We start from the raw sequence: 18,222 nt of genomic DNA, 5'->3' as shown, positions 1-18,222 counted from the left end.
GGCGAATTGATGTGAAGGGGTGGGAGGGGTCAGCCGGCAGCCTTTCTCGAGACGGACCGCTACGCGGTGCTCATGGTGGAAAGCCCCCTACTTCGTCGCGCTCTACGCCAAGCACCTGCGTACGGCCAGGATCGGCGGCCGCCCCTCAAATTCCAGGTGTCCTGTTCCGGCCAGAAAGCGACATTCGCCTCCCTATATTCATGTGCTCGCCATGGGCAGCGATTGGGACCTGCCCTTCGTTCAATGGCGGCCTGACGGAGCCACTTAACTCAAACGTTAGATGCTATGAAGATCATCGCCGCATGCCCAGATTGCATTCAAGAAGCATCAAAGGATGGGAAGCCGCCCAAGTTCAATCCCATAGCTGGCGAACTTAATGACAATGGCATGATTCACGTCACTTGCGACCGAGGACACAGCGGAGTCGTCCTATACAACGCCCGCCGATACGAAGTACTCGTGCGATCAGCCGCTCGTGCAGCGCTCGACGGATATACAAACGAAGTCGTAGCTGTTATGTCCTCGGCACTCGAACGCATATACGAGTTCTACATCCGTGTCTCGTCCCGCGCAAAGGGTATCCCGGAGGAAACGGTTGAGGCGGCTTGGAAAAATGTCGCCGCCCAGTCAGAACGCCAATTTGGTGCATTTCAGTTCCTCTATATGCTTGACCAGAGCCGCCCCTTCAAGCTTGAGACACGCATTACCGAGACGCGTAACAAAGTGGTCCACCGAGGTAAAATTGTGCGGGAGGCGGAGGCCCTCGAATTTGCTGAAAACGTCTACAGCGTAATCCAACACCTTCAGACAGAGCTTCAATCGAAGTTTCCCCAATTCGTAGCTGAAGAAGTCGACCGGGAGATGAAAGTCCAGCAGTCGCAAGTTCCAGAGGGTGTTAACCACATCAAATTGTCCACTGTCACCGTGAACGTGGACAAGTCTAAGAACGAGGTCGCCGGAGTCGTGACAAAGTTCATTGAGCATGTTGCAGCCATACATCAGACGCGCGAGCGCGGTTTTCCTGCATAGCATCAAAAATTCGTCCGAGTCGACCACTACTTCGTGATGGTGGTTTTTCTCAGGCGTTAGTTGAATGTCTGCAATGGGTCGAAATCGGTCGCTCCGGAGGGTCCTAACCACGCGTACCGCCGGCCAACGATCATTTAATTCTCAAAGAAGTTTTCCCGACTCCCTAAAGTTTTCCGTGCCCTTGCCGTCAACCCTCGTTGGGGCAAGAAAGACCGCAGTCCGCCTCATCATGCCGCCAGCTCTAATGGCGTCAACAACAAACGGGGAGCGGAGAGAGAAATGCATATCGGAAACTGGTCCATCCGAGCAAGACTCGGGGCATCTTTCGGCGCAGTGCTGCTGGTATCGGCAATCGCCTTGGGAATCGGCGTGACGCAGCTGCGATCCATCGGCGAAGCAGCCCATTCGGTCGACACCGTCGCCAAGAACAGCCCAGCGCTGACCCAATTGGATCAACAAATCACCACCACCACCGAATGGATGATCGGCCTGGGCATTGCAGCCCTGCTCCTTTCAGTGGCATGCGTCCAAGCCCTATCCAGGAGCATCCAGCAACCGCTAGCCGAAGCCGAACTAATCGCCGAGACAGTAGCCGCCGGCGACCTCAGCCAGGAATTCGAAACCGAGCGCACTGGCCCCTTTGGCGCCCTGCTCGGCGGTCTTGGTCGGATGGAAGACATGCTGACTGACCTCATCGCGAGGATCAAGACGTCCACCGACTCCATCACCGAAGCTTCGCACCGGATTGCCGCCGGCAATACCGATCTGTCGCAGCGCACCGAGCAGCAGGCAGCGACGCTGGAGGAAACGGCATCGAGCATGAGCGAACTGACGGCCATGGTGCAGCAGAACACCGAGCGCGCCCGCGAAGCGAACCGCTTTGCGCAGTCGGCGTCGGGCATCGCCGAGCGCGGTGGCGAGGTAATGACCGCGGTGGTCGACACGATGCAAGCGATCGACACGAGTTCGAAGAAGGTCGCCGATATCGTGGACGTCATTCAAGGCATCGCGTTCCAGACCAATATCCTGGCGCTCAATGCCGCCGTGGAGGCGGCTCGGGCAGGAGAACAAGGGCGCGGGTTCGCCGTAGTCGCTGGCGAAGTGCGGACGTTGGCCCAACGCAGTGCCGCCGCGGCACGCGAGATCAAGGCCTTGATCGACGATTCGGTGCAGCAGGTGGGGAGCGGCTCGGATCTGGTGGGCAAGGCGGGTCATACCATGCATGAAATCGTCGGGGCGGTCCGGCATGTCACCACGCTGCTGAGCGAAATCGGCGCCGCGTCGGAAGAGCAAAGCACCGGCATCGCGCAGGTCGCCGTGGCGGTGACGCAGATGGATACGGTGACGCAGCAGAATGCCGCGCTCGTCGAACAGGCCGCCGCCGCGTCGAATGCGCTGGCCGACGAGGCGCGCGAGTTGCAGAGCGTGGTGGCGCGGTTCCGGCTGGAGGCTGGTCCTGCTCCGATGTCATCGTCGCGGGAGCCATCCCTTCGATTGGCCGCGGCCCGATAACCGGCGACCTGGCCTTACAAGCCCAGCCCGAGGCGGATCGCGGACTCGACGGGCGAATAGGCGCCATCCTCGCGCGCGATCTGCAGCGGCTCTCGCGGCAGCAACGGCGGCTGCGCCATGAAGCGTGGCGTCGTGCCGCGGTGCGGCTGGGCGGAATGCACGAGGAAGGGGTGGCACAGGTACACCGTTCCTGCTTCGCCGGTAGCCAGTGCCTCCGGGCGCCCTTCCGTCTCCGGCAACCTGCCGACGATCTCGCGCAAGGTCAGGCCGGCCTCACCGGCCGGCGCCAGCATCCTCGCGACATCGAGATGCGAGCCGATACGGATTCGGGTCGGTGCGTCGCGCTCGCCGACGTCCGAGAACAGGAACAGCATCAGCAGCGCTCTGCCCTTCGAGTGGACGTTGACGCGCCAGTCCATGAAATCCGGTTGTTCCCAGCCGAAACTGACATCGACATGCCAGCCGGCGTCGCCGGGATCGTCTGCCGACGGGAAGCGCACGGGGAATGTGCCCATCGCCATGCAAGGCAACCAGCGCCCTGCCCCAGCCAGTTGATCGAAGGCATGCCGCAGGGTCGGCGTATTGGCGGCCTGCACGAACGGCGGCTGCGAATACATGCCGAGGCGAACCACCGGTTTTGTCCAGCTGGAGGGATCGTCCGGATCGCAGCCGGTATCGCGCCACAGGATCGCCCGCGCTTCGTCGGCCAGCGCGCGGGGAAAAGCGCCGTCGAGTCTGACGAATCCGCGCTCGATGAAATCGCGGACCTGCCCTTCGTCCAGCGCTCCCTCTCGACGATGGTCGCTTTGCATCTGGCTCCCTCCACCCGGTCGTCATGCCATAGCCCGGCATGGTACCGAAACCGGTGATGAGGGATCGACGTCAATTCAAGCGCTGTCCGGATGCCGCATCGAACAGATGCACATGCTCGACCCGTGGCCGGAGCCTGAGCGCGCTGCCGGGACGGGCATCGACCCGCTCGCGGAATGCCGCCACCAGTTGATGCCTGCCGAGTTTCGCGGCGATCAGCGTTTCCGACCCGGTCGGTTCGACCACCACGACACCGGCCTCCAGCGCGTCGCGCTCCTCCAGCGTGAAATGCTCGGGCCGCACGCCATACAGGACCTCATGGCCGTGCGCTGCCTCGGGAGCACGGTCGAGCGGCAGCGGCAGGCGCAGCCCATCGTCGGTCAGGATCGACGGCGCGCCATCGCGCTGCACGCGCCCGCGGAAGAAGTTCATGGCCGGCGAGCCGATAAAGCCGGCGACAAAGGCATTGCGCGGGCGATCGTACAGTTCCAGCGGCACGCCCGATTGCTCGACCACACCATCCTTGAGCACGACGATGCGGTCGGCCATCGTCATGGCCTCGACCTGGTCGTGGGTCACATACAGCGTGGTGGTCCCCAGCCGCTGGTGCAGCGCCTTGATCTCCGTGCGCATCTGCACGCGCAGCTTGGCGTCGAGGTTCGACAGCGGCTCGTCGAACAGGAAGGCTTCGGGCTGGCGCACGATGGCGCGTCCCATCGCCACACGCTGGCGCTGGCCGCCCGACAGGCGGCGCGGCGTGCGGTCGAGTACGGCGGACAGGCCCAGCGTTTCGGCAACGGCCTGCACGCGCCGCTCGATCTCGGCCTTGGGCAGACCCTGCAGCTTCAGAGAAAAGCCCAGGTTCTGCGCCACCGTCATATGCGGATACAGCGCGTAGTTCTGGAACACCATCGCGATATTGCGGTCGCGTGGCGCCACGTCGTTGATCAGCCGGTCGCCCAGGCGGATTTCGCCGCCGCTGATCGGCTCGAGGCCCGCCACCATGCGCAGCAGCGTGGATTTGCCGCAGCCGGACGGGCCGACCAGCGCGACGAACTCGCCGTCGCGGATGTCGATCGACAAGTCGTGGATGACGTCGGTGCTGCCGTAGGCCTTGCGCAGGTGTCGGAGAGAGATGGAAGCCATGAATCCGTCGAAATTGAAAGGCCAGCCAGCCGTCAGTCCTTGACGCCGCCTGCCGTCAGCCCGCGCACCAGATACTTGCGCACCAGCAGCGTGAACGCCACCACCGGCAGCATCACCAGCGTGCCGCCGGCGGCGATCTTGGTCCATTCCCATCCTTCGTATTGCAGGAAATTGACGATGGCGACCGGCGCGGTGACGGCATGGGTCCGGGTCAGGATCAGCGCGTAGAAGAAGTCGTTCCACGAGAAGATGAAGCACAGTACGGCGGTGGCGGCCACGCCCGGCGCTGCGAGCGGCAGCGTGACGCGCCAGAACGCACTCCAGACGCCGCAGCCATCGATCCAGGCGGCCTCTTCCAGCGCGGCCGGTACCGCCTCGAAGAAGCCCTGCATCAGCCAGATCACCACGGCCAGGTTGAAGGTCAGGTAGACCAGCGCCAGTCCCCATACGGTATCGAGCAGGCCGATCCAGCGATACGCGAGAAAGAACGGGATCGTGAAGGCGATCGGCGGCGCCATCCGCGTGATCAGGATCCACAGCGCCACGCGGCCACGCGAGCGAAAGCGCCAGCGGGTCAGCGCATAGGCAGCCGGTACCCCGATCGCGAGCGACAGCACCGTCGACAGCGTGCTGACCACCAGGCTGTTGGCGAACGAGCGGGCAAAGTTGCCCTCCAGCAGCGCGCGGAACGCATCCAGCGTGGGCGCAAACAGCAGGCTGTCGTCGAACGCGCCCTCGGCCGGCCGGAAGGCGATCTGCACCAGCCACAGGAAGGGGAACATCAGCACCAGCAGCAAGGCCAGCGCCACCGCGGCACGTGCATGGCGGCGCAGCCAGCTCAGCGGCCTTGCACGCGACTGCGGCAGCGTTGGCGTATCGGCTCGTGCGCCGCCGCCATGGCGCGGCAATCGCAGCGTGTCAGTCGTCGCGTTCATTGGCATTGCTCCCCTTGAACCGGCTGATCGACCAGCTGATGACAAAGACCGCCGCCAGCATCACCACGGCAATCGCGCTGGCGTAGCCCCAATACGAGAAATTGAAGGCCTGGATAAAGCCATAGAAGTTGGTGACCTCGGTGACCGTGCCCGGACCGCCGTTGGTCAGCACATAGATCAGCGGAAACGCCTTGAAGCTGTCGATCAGCCGGAACAACGCACACACCACCAGCACCGGCCGGATATAGGGCAGCACGATGTAGCGGAACAGCTGCCAGCGGTTGGCGCCATCGATGCGCGCGGCTTCGAGCGGCTCGTCGGGAATCATCTGCAACGCCGCCAGCACCATCAGCATCGTGAACGGGAACCACTGCCACGTCTCGGCAATGCTGATCGCCCACAGCGCAGTATCGGGATTGGCGATCAGCGAGCGCAGCGGCAAGCCGATCTGCTCCAGCGCGCGATGCAGCGGGCTGACGTCGGGCGTGTAGAGGATTTTCCAGATCAGCGCAACCACGATCGGCGGCAGCACCATCGGGATCAGGAAGACCGAACGGATCGCGGCCAGCAAGCGGGAATGCGCGTTCAGCAGCAGCGCAATGGCCAACCCAAGCGCCAATTGCAGCGTCACGCTGGACAGCGACAGCCGCACCTGCACCCACAGCGAACCGGTAAAGCGCGGGTCGTCGAGCAACTGCCGGTAGTTGACCAGCGGATCGTCGAATCGGAACGTTCCCACCGGGTCGAGCAGGTTCAGCGGCGTCAGGCTGATCACCAGCAAGGCCGCCGCGGGAACCAGCGTGATCGCGCCGAGAATCAGCAGCGAAGGCGCGAGGCCGAACAGGAAGGCACGGCGCCGCTCGGCTTCCCAGCCGGGCGGCGACGCAGCGTGCCGGGTAGAAATGGAGCTCGCCATCAGACTGCCACGCCCGCCCGCTTCAGCTCGGCGATCGCCGCAACCTGCGCCTGCTTCATCGCGCTGGCCGCGCTCTGCTGGCCGGAGACGATCAGCTCGATCGCCTTGTTCAGTTGCTGGTCGATCTGCGGATAGACCGAAACCGTGCGGTACTTCATATGGCCCTGCTTGCCGGACAGCTCGATCGAATCGGTGCACAGCCTGGCGATGTCGTAGCCATTGACGACCTGGCGCTTGCGGAACACCTCGGCGTCGATGTCCGAGCGGCGCGACGGCGAACCGTACCCGGCCGCAACCGCGCGACGTGTGATCGTTTTCGAGGTCGCCCACACGATGAACTGCCAGGCGGCTTCCTTGTTCTTGCTGCCGATCGGGATGCCGTAGCCGTGCACCGCAGTCCCCGGGAAACGACCGGCCGGTCCCTTCGGCACCAGGCCCCACGCCGCGGTCTGCGCGGCCTTGCTCGACGCCGGATCGCCGACCTGCGACAGATAGATCTGGCCCAGCGTGCTGAAGTTGCTGCGGCCGGCCTTCAGCGCTTGCACCGCCTGGTCTGGCGTATACGAAACGGCGCCGTCGGGACCGAACTCGCGCAGCAGCCGCGCGAAGTAGTCGGCGGCGGCGATCGCTTCGGGTGTATCCAGCGTCGGATAGAGCTCGTCCGGCGCCTTGCGGAAGACGTCCCCGCCGAAGGCATGCAGATACGGCGGGAAGTTCCAGCCGTAGTGATTGTCGGTGACGAAGCCCGCCACGCGATCCTTGCGGTTGACGGCTTTCAGCGTCTTGACCAGATCGTCGGTGGTATCCGGATAGGCGAGCCCCGCTGCCTTGACCAGATCGAAGCGGGACGAGGCGCTGATGGTCACCTCGGCGGTCCACGGCACGCCGTAGAGCTTGCCGTCGCGGCCCGTCTCCGGCGCGCGGGCGCCAGGCAGGAAGTCGTTGATGTCGAACTCGGCCGGCGTCCGGCCCGGGTCCTTGATGAAATCGTCGAGCGGCGTCAGCCAACCCGACTGGATCCACCGGCTCGAATAGATAAAGGTCACGTTGACCACGTCGAAGCCCGAACCCTTGGTCGACAGCTCCAGATCGACACGCTGGTTGTAGACCGGAAAGGACGGCGTGTCGAAGTTGACCTTGATACCGGTCTGCGCCTCGAACTCGGGCAGCCATTGCCGCAGTAGCTTCTGGTACGGCGCGCTGAAAGCGGAAACGTTTAGCACCACGCCGGCGTACTTCTTTGCACCCTGGGCGAACGCTGGCGCGCCAAACACGGCGCCCGCGCCGAGCGCGGCGCCGGCACGCAGCACCCGGCGGCGGCCCAGGTCGGGCGCCAGCGTGCCATCGTCAGCAGTGACGGCCGATACTGCCGCGGAAACGTCAGACTCGATTGCAGTGGTCATGTCATGTCCTGATGCATTGGCATGAATCACTGCGGCGCGGCGGCAGTCAGATCGACACTGCGGCGGCCATCGACGCCGACCGGCACGTCGCCGCTGACGGTCACGCGTCGCACCACGCGGTGCTGGTCGCCGTAATCGTTCAGCGCGTAGTGCTGCGTGGCGCGGTTGTCCCAGATGGCGACGTCGCCCGGCGACCAGCGCCAGCGCACGGTGTTCTCCAGCCGCACCACGCGGTTTTGCAGCACCTCGAGCAGATGGCGCGATTCGCTGGTGGACAGCCGCGACAGCCGCTTGATGAAATGCCCCAGCAACAGCGCGCGTTCGCCGGTTTCCGGATGGACACGCACGACCGGATGCTCGGCCTCGATGACCTTGCGGGTGAAGACCGCACGATACTTCTTGCGCCCTTCCGCCTCCTGCTCGCTGGCACCGTCGTCGACACGGGTCTCGGCATAGTCGAAGTCGTTGCCGTGGATGGCCCACAGCCGGTCGGCAATTGCTTTCAGCTCGTCCGGCAGCGCATCATAGGCGGCCACGGTGTTGGCCCACACCGTATCGCCACCGACCGGCGGCAATACCACCGCACGCAGAATGCAGACCTTGGGCGGGGCGACCTTGAACGTCACGTCGGTATGCCAGGAATCGGCGCGGCCGCCGTGGCGCGAATCGAGTTCGAGAAAGGTGGTGCCATCCGGAGCGGGCACGGTGGGATGCGATTCGATCTCGCCCCACAGTCGTCCGAACGCCTGGTGCGTGGCGTCGTCCAGATTTTGTTGCCCGCGCAGAAACAGCACGCGATGCCGCAGCAAGGCAGCCTTGAGCGCCTCCAGCGTGCTGGGATCAAGCGTGCCGGACAGGCGCAGTCCGCGCACTTCTGCCCCGATGCGGGGCGAAACCGGAACGATGTCCAGTTGAGTGGACGTGGTGTCGGGGCGATCCTGGATGACGGCGCTCATCGGTTCTCCGTGGCAATGAATGGGACCGAACCATGTTATTGGTCCCATTCCGCCAGGAGAACGAAGTAAAACGTATGTCGATATTCGCGGTGAGAGCGGGTGATAGCGAGCGGCATGCGCGGTGTTGCGGCACCGCGCGTGGCGTTCGCGCGCTACTGCCTAGCGACCGACAAAGCGCGGCACCCGCTTTTCCTTCCACGCAAGCGCGCCTTCCTTGATGTCCTCCGACTGCACCGAGCGCTGCATGTCCACGGCCAGCGCTTCCACGTCCAGCACGCCGCGGGCGATCGCATTCAGATGTTTTTTCATGCCGAACACCGAGATCGGAGCCAACGCCGCGATGGTCGAAGACAGCTGTTCGACGCGCTCGCGCAGCGCACCGGCGGGCAGCAGTTCCGTCAGGAAGCCGCAGCGGTACATCGCCTCGGCATCGATCTTCTCCGCGGTCAGGAACAGATGCTTGGCCGCATTCAGTCCGAGCCGGGACACGTAGCGCTCCATGCCGCGCTGATAGAAATGCAAACCCAGGCGGGCGGCAGGCATGAACATCTCGGTGGCGTGCGTCCCGATCCGGAAGTCGCAGGCGAGCGCGAGATCGGTGCCGCCGCCATAGACGCCACCATGAATCTCGGCAAGCGTCACCGGACGGCAGTCCTCGAGCGCATTGACCAGCGGCTCGAATCCCGCGCCGCGCTGCCCTGCGGCCAGCTTGCCGATATCGAAGCCGCTGCAGAAATACTTGCCGCTGCCGCGCAGGCGCAGCACCAGCACGTCGCTGCCATTGACTGTTTCGACATGCTGGCGCAGCGCGGCGAGGTCGTCCGGCCCGAGCCGATTGGCGACGTCCGGCCGGCTCAGCGTGATGGTGGCGATGCGGTCTTCGATCTCGAGGATGGGGAGCGATCCGGTGTCTGACATGAGCTGACCTTGCGATGGGAAGGGGTGGTCCAGGAAACAGGAAACAGAAGAATGAATGCCGCCTCGCACTTGCCAGCGCGGCGTCGAAGCGATCGATTCGCGCTTGCGCAAAGGCGGGACGGGCCTGCACCCGCCGCCACCAGTCGGCAACGGCCGGGGCAGAGTCCGGCGATAGCGCGTCGGCATCGAGCTCCGCCAGGCGCGCGACGAACGGAACGGCCGCGATATCGGCCAGCGTGTAGCGATCGCCGAGCAGCCATGGGCCGCCATCCGCCAGCATCGCTTCCATCTTCGGCACGATGGCCTTCAGCTGGTCCAGCGCGGCGCGCTTCTCGTCGTCGGTATAGGGCTGCCGCGCGACGCGTAGCCAGGCCTCGCGCCGCTGCGCGGTCGGCACCCGCGCCAGCCGCTCGGCCAACTCGGCGTCGGTCCATTGCGACGCCTGGGTTTGGAACACCAGGCTCCAGTTCAGGATCAGCAGATTCGGCAGCGCGCGCTCGTCGGTCCAGCGAATGAAATTGCGCATCACGGCGCGCCGATAGGGATCATCCGGGCGCAGCGGCGGCTCCGGATGCGTATCGTCGAGGTATTCGCAGATCGTGCTGCTTTCATGCAGCGCCCGCCCGTCGTCGAGCACCAGCCCCGGCACCACGCCGTTGGGATTGACGGCCAGATACGCTGCGGAGTGATGCTCCTGGCGGCGCATGTCGACCGGCAAGCTGTCGTAGGCAATGCCCTTCTCCGCCAGGCACAGGCGCACGCGGCGCGAGGCGCTGGACAGCCAGCTGTGATAGAGCTTCATGCCGGTTCTCCTGGGATACGGTGCGAAATGCCGGTTGGAAGGATCGGTTGGAATGGCCGGTCGAACTACGGAATCAGCACCACGGCGCCGCTGGTCTGCCGCGCCTCAAGCTGGCGGTGGGCCTCGCGCACATCCTCGAATGCGAAGCGCTGGCCGACTTCGAGCCGGACGTGCCCCGCCGACACCGCCTCGGACAGCGCGGCCATGCCCTGGCGCAGCGAGGCGGCATCCGCAATAAAGGTGCGCAGCGTGGGACGGCAGACCATCAGCGACTTTGCATGCAGCAGCTGCAGGTCGAACGCTTCGACGTCGCCCGATGCGGTGCCATAGTTGATCGCCATGCCGAGCGGACGCAGGCACGACAACGACGGCACGAACACGTCCTTGCCGACCGCGTCATAGACGACCGCCACGCCCCTTCCCTCCGTCAATTCCAGCGTGCGGGCGACGAAGTCCTCGCTGCGGTAATCGATCACGTGATGACAGCCATGGGCCAGCGCAATCTCGCGCTTTGCCTCCGAGCCAACGGTACCGATCACGGTGGCGCCCAGCGCGCGCGCCCATTGGCTCAGGATCACGCCCATGCCGCCGGCGGCCGCATGCACCAGCACCGCGTCTCCGTGACGGACCGGCGAAATTCGGCGCAACAGATATTCGGCGGTCAGCCCGCGCAGCAGCGTGGCGCCCGCCACGTCTGCGGGTATCTCGGCGGGCAACGGCACCACGCGCGCCGCGGGAACATTGCGGACGACCTGATAGGCCCCCGGCTGAAAACACCCGACCGCCTGGCCGAGCTCCAGCCCGGTGACGCCCGGTCCTACCGCTTCGATACGGCCGGCACCCTGCGAGCCGAGGATGACCGGAAACGACGTCGGCTGATGCGGGCCATGGCTGCCACGCCGCTGATAGATGTCGGCGAAATTGACGCCGATGGCGCTCTGCCGGATTTGCACCTCACCCTCGCCAGGCGGGGGCACGGCGACTTCGATCCGCTCCAGCACGTCGGGGCCGCCATTTGTTTGTATTTGTATTGCCACCGTATGCATACGAAGCCTTCGTGATGGTGTGTGCCGTATGGACCCGCCGCCGCTCGGCGCCCGCCCTTCGAGCCAAGGAATGTACTTTTTGACATTTCTGGCGGCTCAGTTCAGCGCGAATTCTAGGACACCGCGCCCCGCATCGCATCCATATAACCACCTATTCGTATACATACGATTGTTGTGCGTATACTCGCCACACCAATTCAACGCCCTCCCCCCACGATGACCCAGTCCGATCCCCAACTCCCCCTGCACGGCATCAACGTCCTCGACCTGACCGTGGCCCGAGCGGGCCCGGCCGCGGTACGGCTGCTGTCCGACTGGGGCGCCAATGTCATCCGGCTCGAGCCGCCACCGCCGAAGGACCACGGCTCGGTGACCGGGCAGCGCCGCGGCTCCGACGAGCAGAACCTGCATCGCAACAAGCGCAGCATGTGCGTGGACCTGAAAACCCCGGAGGGCGCGCAGATCCTGGCGCGGCTGCTGGACAAGACCGACGTGGTGGTCGAGAACTTCCGCTCGGTGGTCAAGGCACGGCTGGGGCTGACGTACGAGGCACTGAGCGAGCGCAATCCCCGCGTGATCCTGGCCAGCATCTCGGGCTTCGGCCAGGATGGTCCGTACAGCGAACGGCCGGGCGTCGATCAGATCGTCCAGGGCATGTGCGGCCTGAGCTCGGTGACCGGCGAGCCGGGACGCGGTCCGGTGCGCGTCGGCATCGCGATCTCCGACACCACGGCCGGCATGTTCCTGGGCCAGGGGATTCTGCTGGCGCTGTTCCATCGCGAACGGACCGGCCGCGGCCAATGGGTCCATACGTCGCTGATCGAGGCGATGCTGAACAAGCTGGATTTCCAGGCGGCGCGCTACACGGTCGACGGCGTGGTTCCTTCGCAGCAGGGCAATTCGCATCCGACGCTGGTACCGATGGGCACCTATCGCGCCAGCGATGGCCTGGTCAATATCGCGGCCAGTACCCAGCGGATGTGGGCGAACTTCTGCCAGGCGCTGGAGGCGCACGATCTGCTCGATCATCCCGACTATCGCGACGCGCGTTCGCGCGCGCGCAACCGCGTGAGCCTCGACGAAGCGATCCAGGCCCACACCTCGCGCTTTACCTGCGCCGAGCTGATGGCGCGGCTCAATCCCGCCGGCGTGCCGTGCGGTCCGATTCTCGATATCGGCCAGGCGTTCGAGGACCCGCAGGTGCGGCATCTCGGCATGACCCGTACCGCGCGCCATCCCGTACTGGGCGAACTGGACCTGCTGCGATCGCCGATCAATCTGTCCGCCGCGCCCCACCCCGAGCGCTTTGCACGCGCCGCGCCGGACCCCGGCGAGCAAACCGACGAGCTGCTCGGCGAACTGGGCTACGCACCGGAGCTCATCGCACAGTGGCGCGACAAAGGCGCGATCGCCTGACCGGCAACGCGGGACCGCAGCGTCCGATCGCCAACGAGGACGACAACGACGCCAACGACAACGACAACACGACAAGGAGACATCGATGCACAGCCGTTCCACTGCGACCCTCGCGGCCCTGGCGGCCGCGGGTCTGATCGCGGCCACCGTGCCTGCCGCCGGCCTGGCCCAGGGCTACCCGAACAAGCCGATCCGTCTGGTAATCGGCTACACGCCCGCAGGCGCGGCAGACTTCGTCGCCCGCGTCGTCGGCGAGGCGATGTCCAAGGAGCTGGGGCAGCCGGTTGTGGTCGAGAACAAGCCGGGCGCGGGCAGCACGCTGGCATCCGCATGGCTGGCGCAGGCACCGGCGGACGGCTACACGCTCGGGCTGGCCACCGCGACGATCTACGGCATGGACCAGCATCTGTACAAGGTCAAATACAAGCCCGACAGCTTCACGCCGATCACGCGGTTGACCATCTCGCCGCTGATCCTGGCGGTCAACAAGGACCTGGGGATCAGCGACGTCAAAACGCTGGCCGCCAAGGCCAAGGCAAATCCCGGCAAGTTCAACTACTCGTCGTCGGGCATCGGCGGCTCGCCGCACGTGGCCGGGCTGTCGTTCGCCAATGCGGTCGGCGTCAACATGACGCACGTGCCGTACAAGGGCGGCGCGCCGGCCCTGCAGGCGGTGGCCGCTGGCGAGGTGGAGTTTTCCTTCGGCACCGCGTCGTCGGTGCTGCCGCTGGGCACGCAGGGCGTGGTCAAGATGATCGGTGTCACGACGCCGCAGCGCTCGGCCGTGGCGCCGGGGCTGCCGACCATTGCCGAGCTCGGATTGCCCGGCTTCGACTACACCTTCTGGTTTGGCCTGTTCGGACCGGCGGGACTGCCGAAGGAGGTGACAGACAAGCTCTATGCCGTCGCCACCAAGGTGCTGGCCGATCCCGCCATCCGTACCCGGCTGGTCGACAACGGCAGCGAACCCTCTCCGTCGCGCTCGCCGGCCGAGTTCAAGGAATGGGCGCAGGAGGACGGCAAGAAGGCGCTGCAACGCACGGTACAGGCGGGCGTGAAGATCGAGTGAAGGGTGCGGCCGTCGACCGCCCTTATCGCTGCGCTAGCGCTGCCGTAGCGCTGCCCTACCGCTGCCCTACCGCTGCCCCTTGGCGCCGACCGCTTCGTCCGGCATCGACGCAATCATGTCCGCATAGACATTGCCGCCGGTCGAGATGTGCTCGACCATCGCCCGCGCCGCCGACTCCTCATCGCCGCGCAGGATCGCTTCGAGCACCGCGCCATGCTCCTGCAGCGAGGCGCGGATGCGCGCGGGCTTTTCGAAGCGGTAGTCGCGCATGCCGCGCATGCGGGCCCGCATGGTGCGAATCTGCGCGCTGAGGATGTCGTTGCGACAAGCCTCGTAGATGACCGCGTGGAAGCGATCGTTGGCCTCGCGATAGCGATCGGCGCTGGCTTGCGCCGCAGCCTCCTCGCAGGCCGCGTAGGCCGCGCGCAGGGCTTCCCGTTCGGACTCGGTGATGCGCCGCGCCGCCAGTTGCGCGGCCAGTGCCTCGAGCTGAACCAGGATCTCGCTCATCGCGACGTATTCGCGCAGCGTGATGGCCGATACGATGGCGCCGCGCCGCGGCACCAGATCCACCAGCCCGGCCGACGCCAGCCGGATCAACGCCTCCCGCACCGGCGTACGCGATACCGAGAAACGCGACAGCAATTGCTGTTCGTCGAGTTGCGCGCCGCTGGCCAGCTTGCCGGAAAGGATCTCCTGTTCGATGGTGGCGCGGATCGTTTCCGCCAGACTCGTTCGCTCTTCGGGCATGCGGCAGGGGCATCGGTTTGAGTGGCGCAATTCTACTACGGCGTCCATCGAAAAGCCGTTTTTGCATGCGTTGCGCGGCGTTCTGTGTACGGAGACGATTCCGCACGGTTCATCCACCGGCCAGACACGGACCTGCGCCGAGCGTTTTTACCGTCGCATGCAATTTTTTCGCCGCTGCGCTTCGCGGGTGGCCATCCGACTGGCAGATCGAATCCCTTGGCAGGCTGCCCTGCGCCGCTGCCGCGAAATCATCCCCCTCTGGGCGTGGATATTGCTGAAAGACCGTACCCATCCACCGTCAAGGGAGAATGTGCCATGTCGATTCGTACCGCCACACTGAGTGTCCTCAGTACTGCCGCCTGTTCCCTGCTGCTGTCATCCGCGGTGATGGCACAAGGCACCAGCACCGCGCCCAGGAACACGGCACCGAGCAATATGCCGGCCACCACCGCGACGGATGAGACCACCACACGGGGCACCACCCGCGATGCGGCCCGCGATACCAGCAAGCTGGTGCGCGCCGACCGCAGCTTCCTCGAGAACGCCGCGCAAGGCGGCCTGGCCGAGGTCGAAGGCAGCAAGCTGGCCGAACAGAAAGCGTCCAGCGCCGACGTCAAGTCTTTCGCCGCCCGCATGATCAAGGACCATACCAAAGTCAACGAGGAACTGACCAAGCTCGCTTCGAGCAAGGGCTATACGCCGCCCACCGAACCTTCGGTCGTGCAGCGCACCGAACTGAAGGCACTGAGCGCGCTCGACGGCGAACGCTTCGACAAGATGTACAGCAGCCGGATCGGTGTCGCCGCCCACGAGAACACCGTCAAGCTGTTCAAGGAAGCCGCGCAGAACGCCAAGGATCCGGACATCAAGGCCTTCGCGGCCAAGCATGTGCCCGATCTGGAGGAGCATCTGAAGATGGCGCGCGACCTGAACAAGAAGGTCGGCAACGACAAGTAAGCGCTGCCGGGCGCAGCGAGACCGGGAATTCGCTGGTCTCGCCGCGCCTTACAGCATATGCGCCAGAAACTCCCGCGTGCGCGGGTGTTGCGGTGCGTGGAAGAACTCCGCGGAGGGCGCGCTCTCGACGATGCGGCCCTGATCCATGAAGACGACGCGGTGCGCGACTTCGCGCGCGAAGCCCATTTCGTGCGTGACCACCAGCATCGTCATCTGGTCGTCCGCGAGCTGACGCATGGTGCGCAGCACCTCGCCGGTCAGCTCGGGATCGAGCGCCGAGGTCGGTTCGTCGAACAGCATGATGTCGGGCTCCATCGCCAGCGCACGCGCGATCGCGACACGCTGCTTCTGCCCGCCCGACAGCCGCGACGGGTAGTTGTCGCGCTTCTCCAGCAGGCCGACCTTGCGCAGCAGCGCATCGGCGGTCGGCACGATGGCCTCGCGCGCGATGCCCTTGACCGTCATTGGCGCCTCGATGATGTTCTGCAGCACCGTCATGTGCGGGAACAGATTGAACGACTGGAACACCATGCCCATCTTGCGGCAGATGCGCCGTACCTCGGCATCGGGCACATAGCGGCTGCGCTGGTCTGGGCCGAGCGCGGCCAGCGTCTCGCCTTCGATCTCGATGCTGCCGCCGTCGATCGTCTCCAGATGATTCAGGCAGCGCAGCAGCGTGCTTTTGCCCGAGCCGGAGGGTCCGATGACCGCGACCACCTCGCCCTTGCGCAGCGTCAGCGAAACGCCATGCAGCACGCGGTTGGCGCCGAACGACTTGACGATATCGGTCGCGCGGATCATCACGGGGCGCTCCTGCCCTTCGCTCCCGTTGCTCACGGGATCATTGATCGTGTGCGGCATAGCGTTTTTCCAGGCTTTGGAACATCCAGGTCAGCAGCAGCGTCATCAGCAGATAGAAGGCCGCGGCGACGAGGAAAGGCGTGGTGGTGAAGTCGCGCTGCACGATGCCGCGGGCGGTGCGCAGGATGTCGTTGAGCGCCAGCACGTAGATCAGCGAGGTGTCCTTGACGAGCGTGATGGTCTCGTTGCTGACCGGCGGCAGCACGCGCCGCACCATCTGCGGCAGCACGACGCGGCGCATCGTCTGCAGGTATGTCATGCCGAGCGCCTTGCTCGCTTCGTACTGGCCGCGGTCCACCGACTGGATGCCGGCGCGGAAGATCTCGGCAAAGTAGGCGGCGTAGTTCAGGGCGAAGGCCACCACCGCCGCCGGGAAGTCGGGCAGGCGCACGCCGACGACCGGCAGCAACGGCAGCGCGAAATAGACGAACAGCAGCTGCAGCATCAGCGGCGTGCCGCGCATCAGCCAGATATAGCCGTTGACGGCCACGCTCAGCGGCCGCCATGCCGACAGGCGCGCCAACGCCAGCGCCAGGCCGAGGGGCACCGACAGCGCCAGCGTGATGAAGAACAGCGAGAGCGTGATCCGCGCGCCCTGCGCCATCGGTCCCAGCAGGGAGAGAACGTAGTCCATGGATCGAAACCCGGCGCGCGGGATCCAGAAAAAAGCGGCGCCCCATGAAGGGGCGCGGCAGGCTTACTTGCTTACTTGATCAGATTCGCGCCGAACCACTGCTGCGCGATGCGGGCGGCCGTGCCGTCCTGCTTCATCTCGGCCAGCGTCTTGTCCAGCTGCGACAGCAGTTCGGTGTCATCCTTGCGCAGGCCGACGCCGTAGTCCTCGGTGCCGAAGTTCTCGTCCAGCACGCGGTACTCGCCGGCACGCTTGCTGACCAGATAGCGGCCCACGACCTCGTCGACCACGATGGCGTCCAGGCGCCCTGCCGACAGATCCATCAGCGCGGTCACGTTGTCGCCGAAGGTCTTCAGTTCCTTGATGCTGGCGGCGACCTGCGCCTCCTTGCGGATCGCGTCGACCGCGCTGCTGCCGTCCTGCGCACCGACGATGCGGCCGGCCAGATCGGCCTTGGCCTTGATCGGCGAGGCGCTGCCGACCACGATGATCTGGTGATTGCTCATGTAGGGCGCGGTGAAGCTGATGTTCTTCTTGCGCTCGTCCGTGATGGTCAGGCCGTTCCACAGCACGTCGACGCGCTTGCCGTTCAGCTCGGCCTCCTTCGCGCTCCAGTCGATGGCCTTGAACTCGACCGTCATGCCGAGCCGGCGTGCGGCTTCCTTGGCCATGTCGATATCGAAGCCGACGATTTCATTGTTGGCATCGCGAAAGCCCATCGGCGGGAAGTTGTCGTCCAGGCCGACCACGACGGTCTTGGCCGCCGCCGCGGGGGCGGTGGCGGCGCCGGCCGCCGCAGGCGCTTGTTCGGACTTGCCGCAGGCGGCGAACAGGGCCACGGCGGAGACGATCAGGAGGGCTTTCAGTGATTTCATGATGTGAGAGGCGCGGAGCGAGAGAGATCAGAGATCAGAGCAAAGGCGGGCGATGCCCGGGAGCCATCCGACATCCCGCATCGGCGCGGTGAGATGGCGGCAAACCCGCCATTATACGAAAGACCGATCCGTCCGGAGAATGTGGCGCACAGGCCCACGTCGTCTGTCCGCGTCGTCTATGCTTTAG

Annotated in this window: 17 protein-coding genes and 1 pseudogene; 5 read left to right on the top strand and 13 right to left on the bottom strand. The window is 65.2% G+C overall.

Translation table 11 applies throughout. The features are described from left to right. Positions 1-285 precede the first annotated feature (285 nt). Positions 286-1,029: a hypothetical protein gene (locus tag J5T34_RS20195; protein WP_208582370.1), complete on the top strand. Its 744-nt coding sequence runs from the start codon at positions 286-288 to the stop codon at positions 1,027-1,029. A gap of 279 nt (positions 1,030-1,308) precedes the next feature. Continuing rightward, positions 1,309-2,541, top strand: a complete 1,233-nt coding sequence (locus tag J5T34_RS20190) for a methyl-accepting chemotaxis protein (RefSeq protein ID WP_208582368.1) — start codon at positions 1,309-1,311, stop codon at positions 2,539-2,541. Between the two features lie 14 nt (positions 2,542-2,555). Here J5T34_RS20190 and J5T34_RS20185 read toward each other — a convergent pair whose 3' ends face one another. The 9 genes and pseudogenes from J5T34_RS20185 to J5T34_RS20145 form a co-directional block, all read right to left on the bottom strand. Then, positions 2,556-3,353, bottom strand: coding sequence for a phytanoyl-CoA dioxygenase family protein (locus J5T34_RS20185; protein WP_208582366.1), 798 nt, complete (start codon positions 3,351-3,353; stop codon positions 2,556-2,558). Positions 3,354-3,423: 70 nt separating this feature from the next. Then, entirely contained in the window at positions 3,424-4,497 is a 1,074-nt protein-coding gene (locus tag J5T34_RS20180) for an ABC transporter ATP-binding protein (RefSeq protein WP_208582364.1), read from the bottom strand. Positions 4,498-4,529: 32 nt separating this feature from the next. After that, a complete protein-coding gene (locus J5T34_RS20175; RefSeq protein ID WP_208582362.1) occupies positions 4,530-5,432 on the bottom strand; it encodes a carbohydrate ABC transporter permease in 903 nt (300 codons plus the stop codon). Next, positions 5,416-6,348 carry a carbohydrate ABC transporter permease gene (locus J5T34_RS20170; RefSeq protein WP_208582360.1) on the bottom strand — a complete coding sequence of 311 codons (933 nt, stop codon included), beginning with the start codon at positions 6,346-6,348 and terminating at the stop codon, positions 5,416-5,418. The genes J5T34_RS20175 and J5T34_RS20170 overlap by 17 nt, the downstream gene beginning before the upstream one ends. Continuing rightward, positions 6,348-7,751: an ABC transporter substrate-binding protein gene (locus tag J5T34_RS20165; protein WP_244259100.1), complete on the bottom strand. Its 1,404-nt coding sequence runs from the start codon at positions 7,749-7,751 to the stop codon at positions 6,348-6,350. The genes J5T34_RS20170 and J5T34_RS20165 overlap by 1 nt, the downstream gene beginning before the upstream one ends. Before the next feature lie 26 nt (positions 7,752-7,777). Further along, complete coding sequence (locus tag J5T34_RS20160) at positions 7,778-8,707, bottom strand: TauD/TfdA dioxygenase family protein (RefSeq protein WP_208582358.1); 930 nt, start codon at positions 8,705-8,707, stop codon at positions 7,778-7,780. 159 nt (positions 8,708-8,866) lie between these two features. Then, positions 8,867-9,625, bottom strand: coding sequence for an enoyl-CoA hydratase/isomerase family protein (locus tag J5T34_RS20155; RefSeq protein ID WP_208582356.1), 759 nt, complete (start codon positions 9,623-9,625; stop codon positions 8,867-8,869). Positions 9,626-9,746: 121 nt separating this feature from the next. Further along, positions 9,747-10,427: pseudogene (locus J5T34_RS20150) on the bottom strand (glutathione S-transferase family protein); the annotation flags it as partial. A 65-nt stretch (positions 10,428-10,492) separates the two neighbouring features. After that, positions 10,493-11,473, bottom strand: coding sequence for a quinone oxidoreductase family protein (locus J5T34_RS20145; protein ID WP_208582354.1), 981 nt, complete (start codon positions 11,471-11,473; stop codon positions 10,493-10,495). A gap of 216 nt (positions 11,474-11,689) precedes the next feature. On the opposite strand from J5T34_RS20145, the gene J5T34_RS20140 reads away from it, so the two are divergent. Both J5T34_RS20140 and J5T34_RS20135 read left to right on the top strand, forming a co-directional pair. Then, positions 11,690-12,889, top strand: coding sequence for a CaiB/BaiF CoA transferase family protein (locus J5T34_RS20140; protein ID WP_208582352.1), 1,200 nt, complete (start codon positions 11,690-11,692; stop codon positions 12,887-12,889). Positions 12,890-12,974: 85 nt separating this feature from the next. Further along, positions 12,975-13,958, top strand: a complete 984-nt coding sequence (locus J5T34_RS20135; RefSeq protein WP_208582350.1) for a Bug family tripartite tricarboxylate transporter substrate binding protein — start codon at positions 12,975-12,977, stop codon at positions 13,956-13,958. Between the two features lie 66 nt (positions 13,959-14,024). Here the strand turns inward: J5T34_RS20135 and J5T34_RS20130 are convergent, their stop codons facing one another. Next, a complete protein-coding gene (locus tag J5T34_RS20130) occupies positions 14,025-14,708 on the bottom strand; it encodes a GntR family transcriptional regulator (RefSeq protein WP_208582348.1) in 684 nt (227 codons plus the stop codon). Between the two features lie 315 nt (positions 14,709-15,023). On the opposite strand from J5T34_RS20130, the gene J5T34_RS20125 reads away from it, so the two are divergent. Further along, entirely contained in the window at positions 15,024-15,665 is a 642-nt protein-coding gene (locus J5T34_RS20125; RefSeq protein ID WP_244259099.1) for a DUF4142 domain-containing protein, read from the top strand. A gap of 48 nt (positions 15,666-15,713) precedes the next feature. On the opposite strand, the gene J5T34_RS20120 is transcribed toward J5T34_RS20125, so the two are convergent. The 3 genes from J5T34_RS20120 to J5T34_RS20110 all read right to left on the bottom strand — a co-directional run bounded on the left by J5T34_RS20120 (position 15,714) and on the right by J5T34_RS20110 (position 18,035). After that, entirely contained in the window at positions 15,714-16,466 is a 753-nt protein-coding gene (locus J5T34_RS20120; protein WP_208582378.1) for an amino acid ABC transporter ATP-binding protein, read from the bottom strand. A 40-nt stretch (positions 16,467-16,506) separates the two neighbouring features. Further along, positions 16,507-17,160, bottom strand: a complete 654-nt coding sequence (locus J5T34_RS20115; RefSeq protein WP_006576339.1) for an amino acid ABC transporter permease — start codon at positions 17,158-17,160, stop codon at positions 16,507-16,509. Between the two features lie 71 nt (positions 17,161-17,231). After that, a complete protein-coding gene (locus J5T34_RS20110; RefSeq protein ID WP_208582346.1) occupies positions 17,232-18,035 on the bottom strand; it encodes an amino acid ABC transporter substrate-binding protein in 804 nt (267 codons plus the stop codon). Positions 18,036-18,222: the final 187 nt, after the last annotated feature.

The sequence above is a fragment of the Cupriavidus gilardii genome (genome assembly GCF_017598945.1).
GTDB classification, from domain to species: domain Bacteria; phylum Pseudomonadota; class Gammaproteobacteria; order Burkholderiales; family Burkholderiaceae; genus Cupriavidus; species Cupriavidus gilardii_E.
The sequence above is the reverse complement of the archived record's forward strand: the minus strand, read 5'-3'. Positions and strand labels throughout refer to the sequence as shown.

Bases quoted from the DNA above. Each gene is read 5' to 3' on its own strand.
- J5T34_RS20195 (WP_208582370.1), top strand. From the start codon at position 286: ATGAAGATCATCGCCGCATGCCCAGATTGCATTCAAGAAGCATCAAAG.
- J5T34_RS20190 (WP_208582368.1), top strand. From the start codon at position 1,309: ATGCATATCGGAAACTGGTCCATCCGAGCAAGACTCGGGGCATCTTTC.
- J5T34_RS20185 (WP_208582366.1), bottom strand. From the start codon at position 3,353: ATGCAAAGCGACCATCGTCGAGAGGGAGCGCTGGACGAAGGGCAGGTC.
- J5T34_RS20180 (WP_208582364.1), bottom strand. From the start codon at position 4,497: ATGGCTTCCATCTCTCTCCGACACCTGCGCAAGGCCTACGGCAGCACC.
- J5T34_RS20175 (WP_208582362.1), bottom strand. From the start codon at position 5,432: ATGAACGCGACGACTGACACGCTGCGATTGCCGCGCCATGGCGGCGGC.
- J5T34_RS20170 (WP_208582360.1), bottom strand. From the start codon at position 6,348: ATGGCGAGCTCCATTTCTACCCGGCACGCTGCGTCGCCGCCCGGCTGG.
- J5T34_RS20165 (WP_244259100.1), bottom strand. From the start codon at position 7,751: ATGACCACTGCAATCGAGTCTGACGTTTCCGCGGCAGTATCGGCCGTC.
- J5T34_RS20160 (WP_208582358.1), bottom strand. From the start codon at position 8,707: ATGAGCGCCGTCATCCAGGATCGCCCCGACACCACGTCCACTCAACTG.
- J5T34_RS20155 (WP_208582356.1), bottom strand. From the start codon at position 9,625: ATGTCAGACACCGGATCGCTCCCCATCCTCGAGATCGAAGACCGCATC.
- J5T34_RS20145 (WP_208582354.1), bottom strand. From the start codon at position 11,473: ATGCATACGGTGGCAATACAAATACAAACAAATGGCGGCCCCGACGTG.
- J5T34_RS20140 (WP_208582352.1), top strand. From the start codon at position 11,690: ATGACCCAGTCCGATCCCCAACTCCCCCTGCACGGCATCAACGTCCTC.
- J5T34_RS20135 (WP_208582350.1), top strand. From the start codon at position 12,975: ATGCACAGCCGTTCCACTGCGACCCTCGCGGCCCTGGCGGCCGCGGGT.
- J5T34_RS20130 (WP_208582348.1), bottom strand. From the start codon at position 14,708: ATGCCCGAAGAGCGAACGAGTCTGGCGGAAACGATCCGCGCCACCATC.
- J5T34_RS20125 (WP_244259099.1), top strand. From the start codon at position 15,024: ATGTCGATTCGTACCGCCACACTGAGTGTCCTCAGTACTGCCGCCTGT.
- J5T34_RS20120 (WP_208582378.1), bottom strand. From the start codon at position 16,466: ATGATCCGCGCGACCGATATCGTCAAGTCGTTCGGCGCCAACCGCGTG.
- J5T34_RS20115 (WP_006576339.1), bottom strand. From the start codon at position 17,160: ATGGACTACGTTCTCTCCCTGCTGGGACCGATGGCGCAGGGCGCGCGG.
- J5T34_RS20110 (WP_208582346.1), bottom strand. From the start codon at position 18,035: ATGAAATCACTGAAAGCCCTCCTGATCGTCTCCGCCGTGGCCCTGTTC.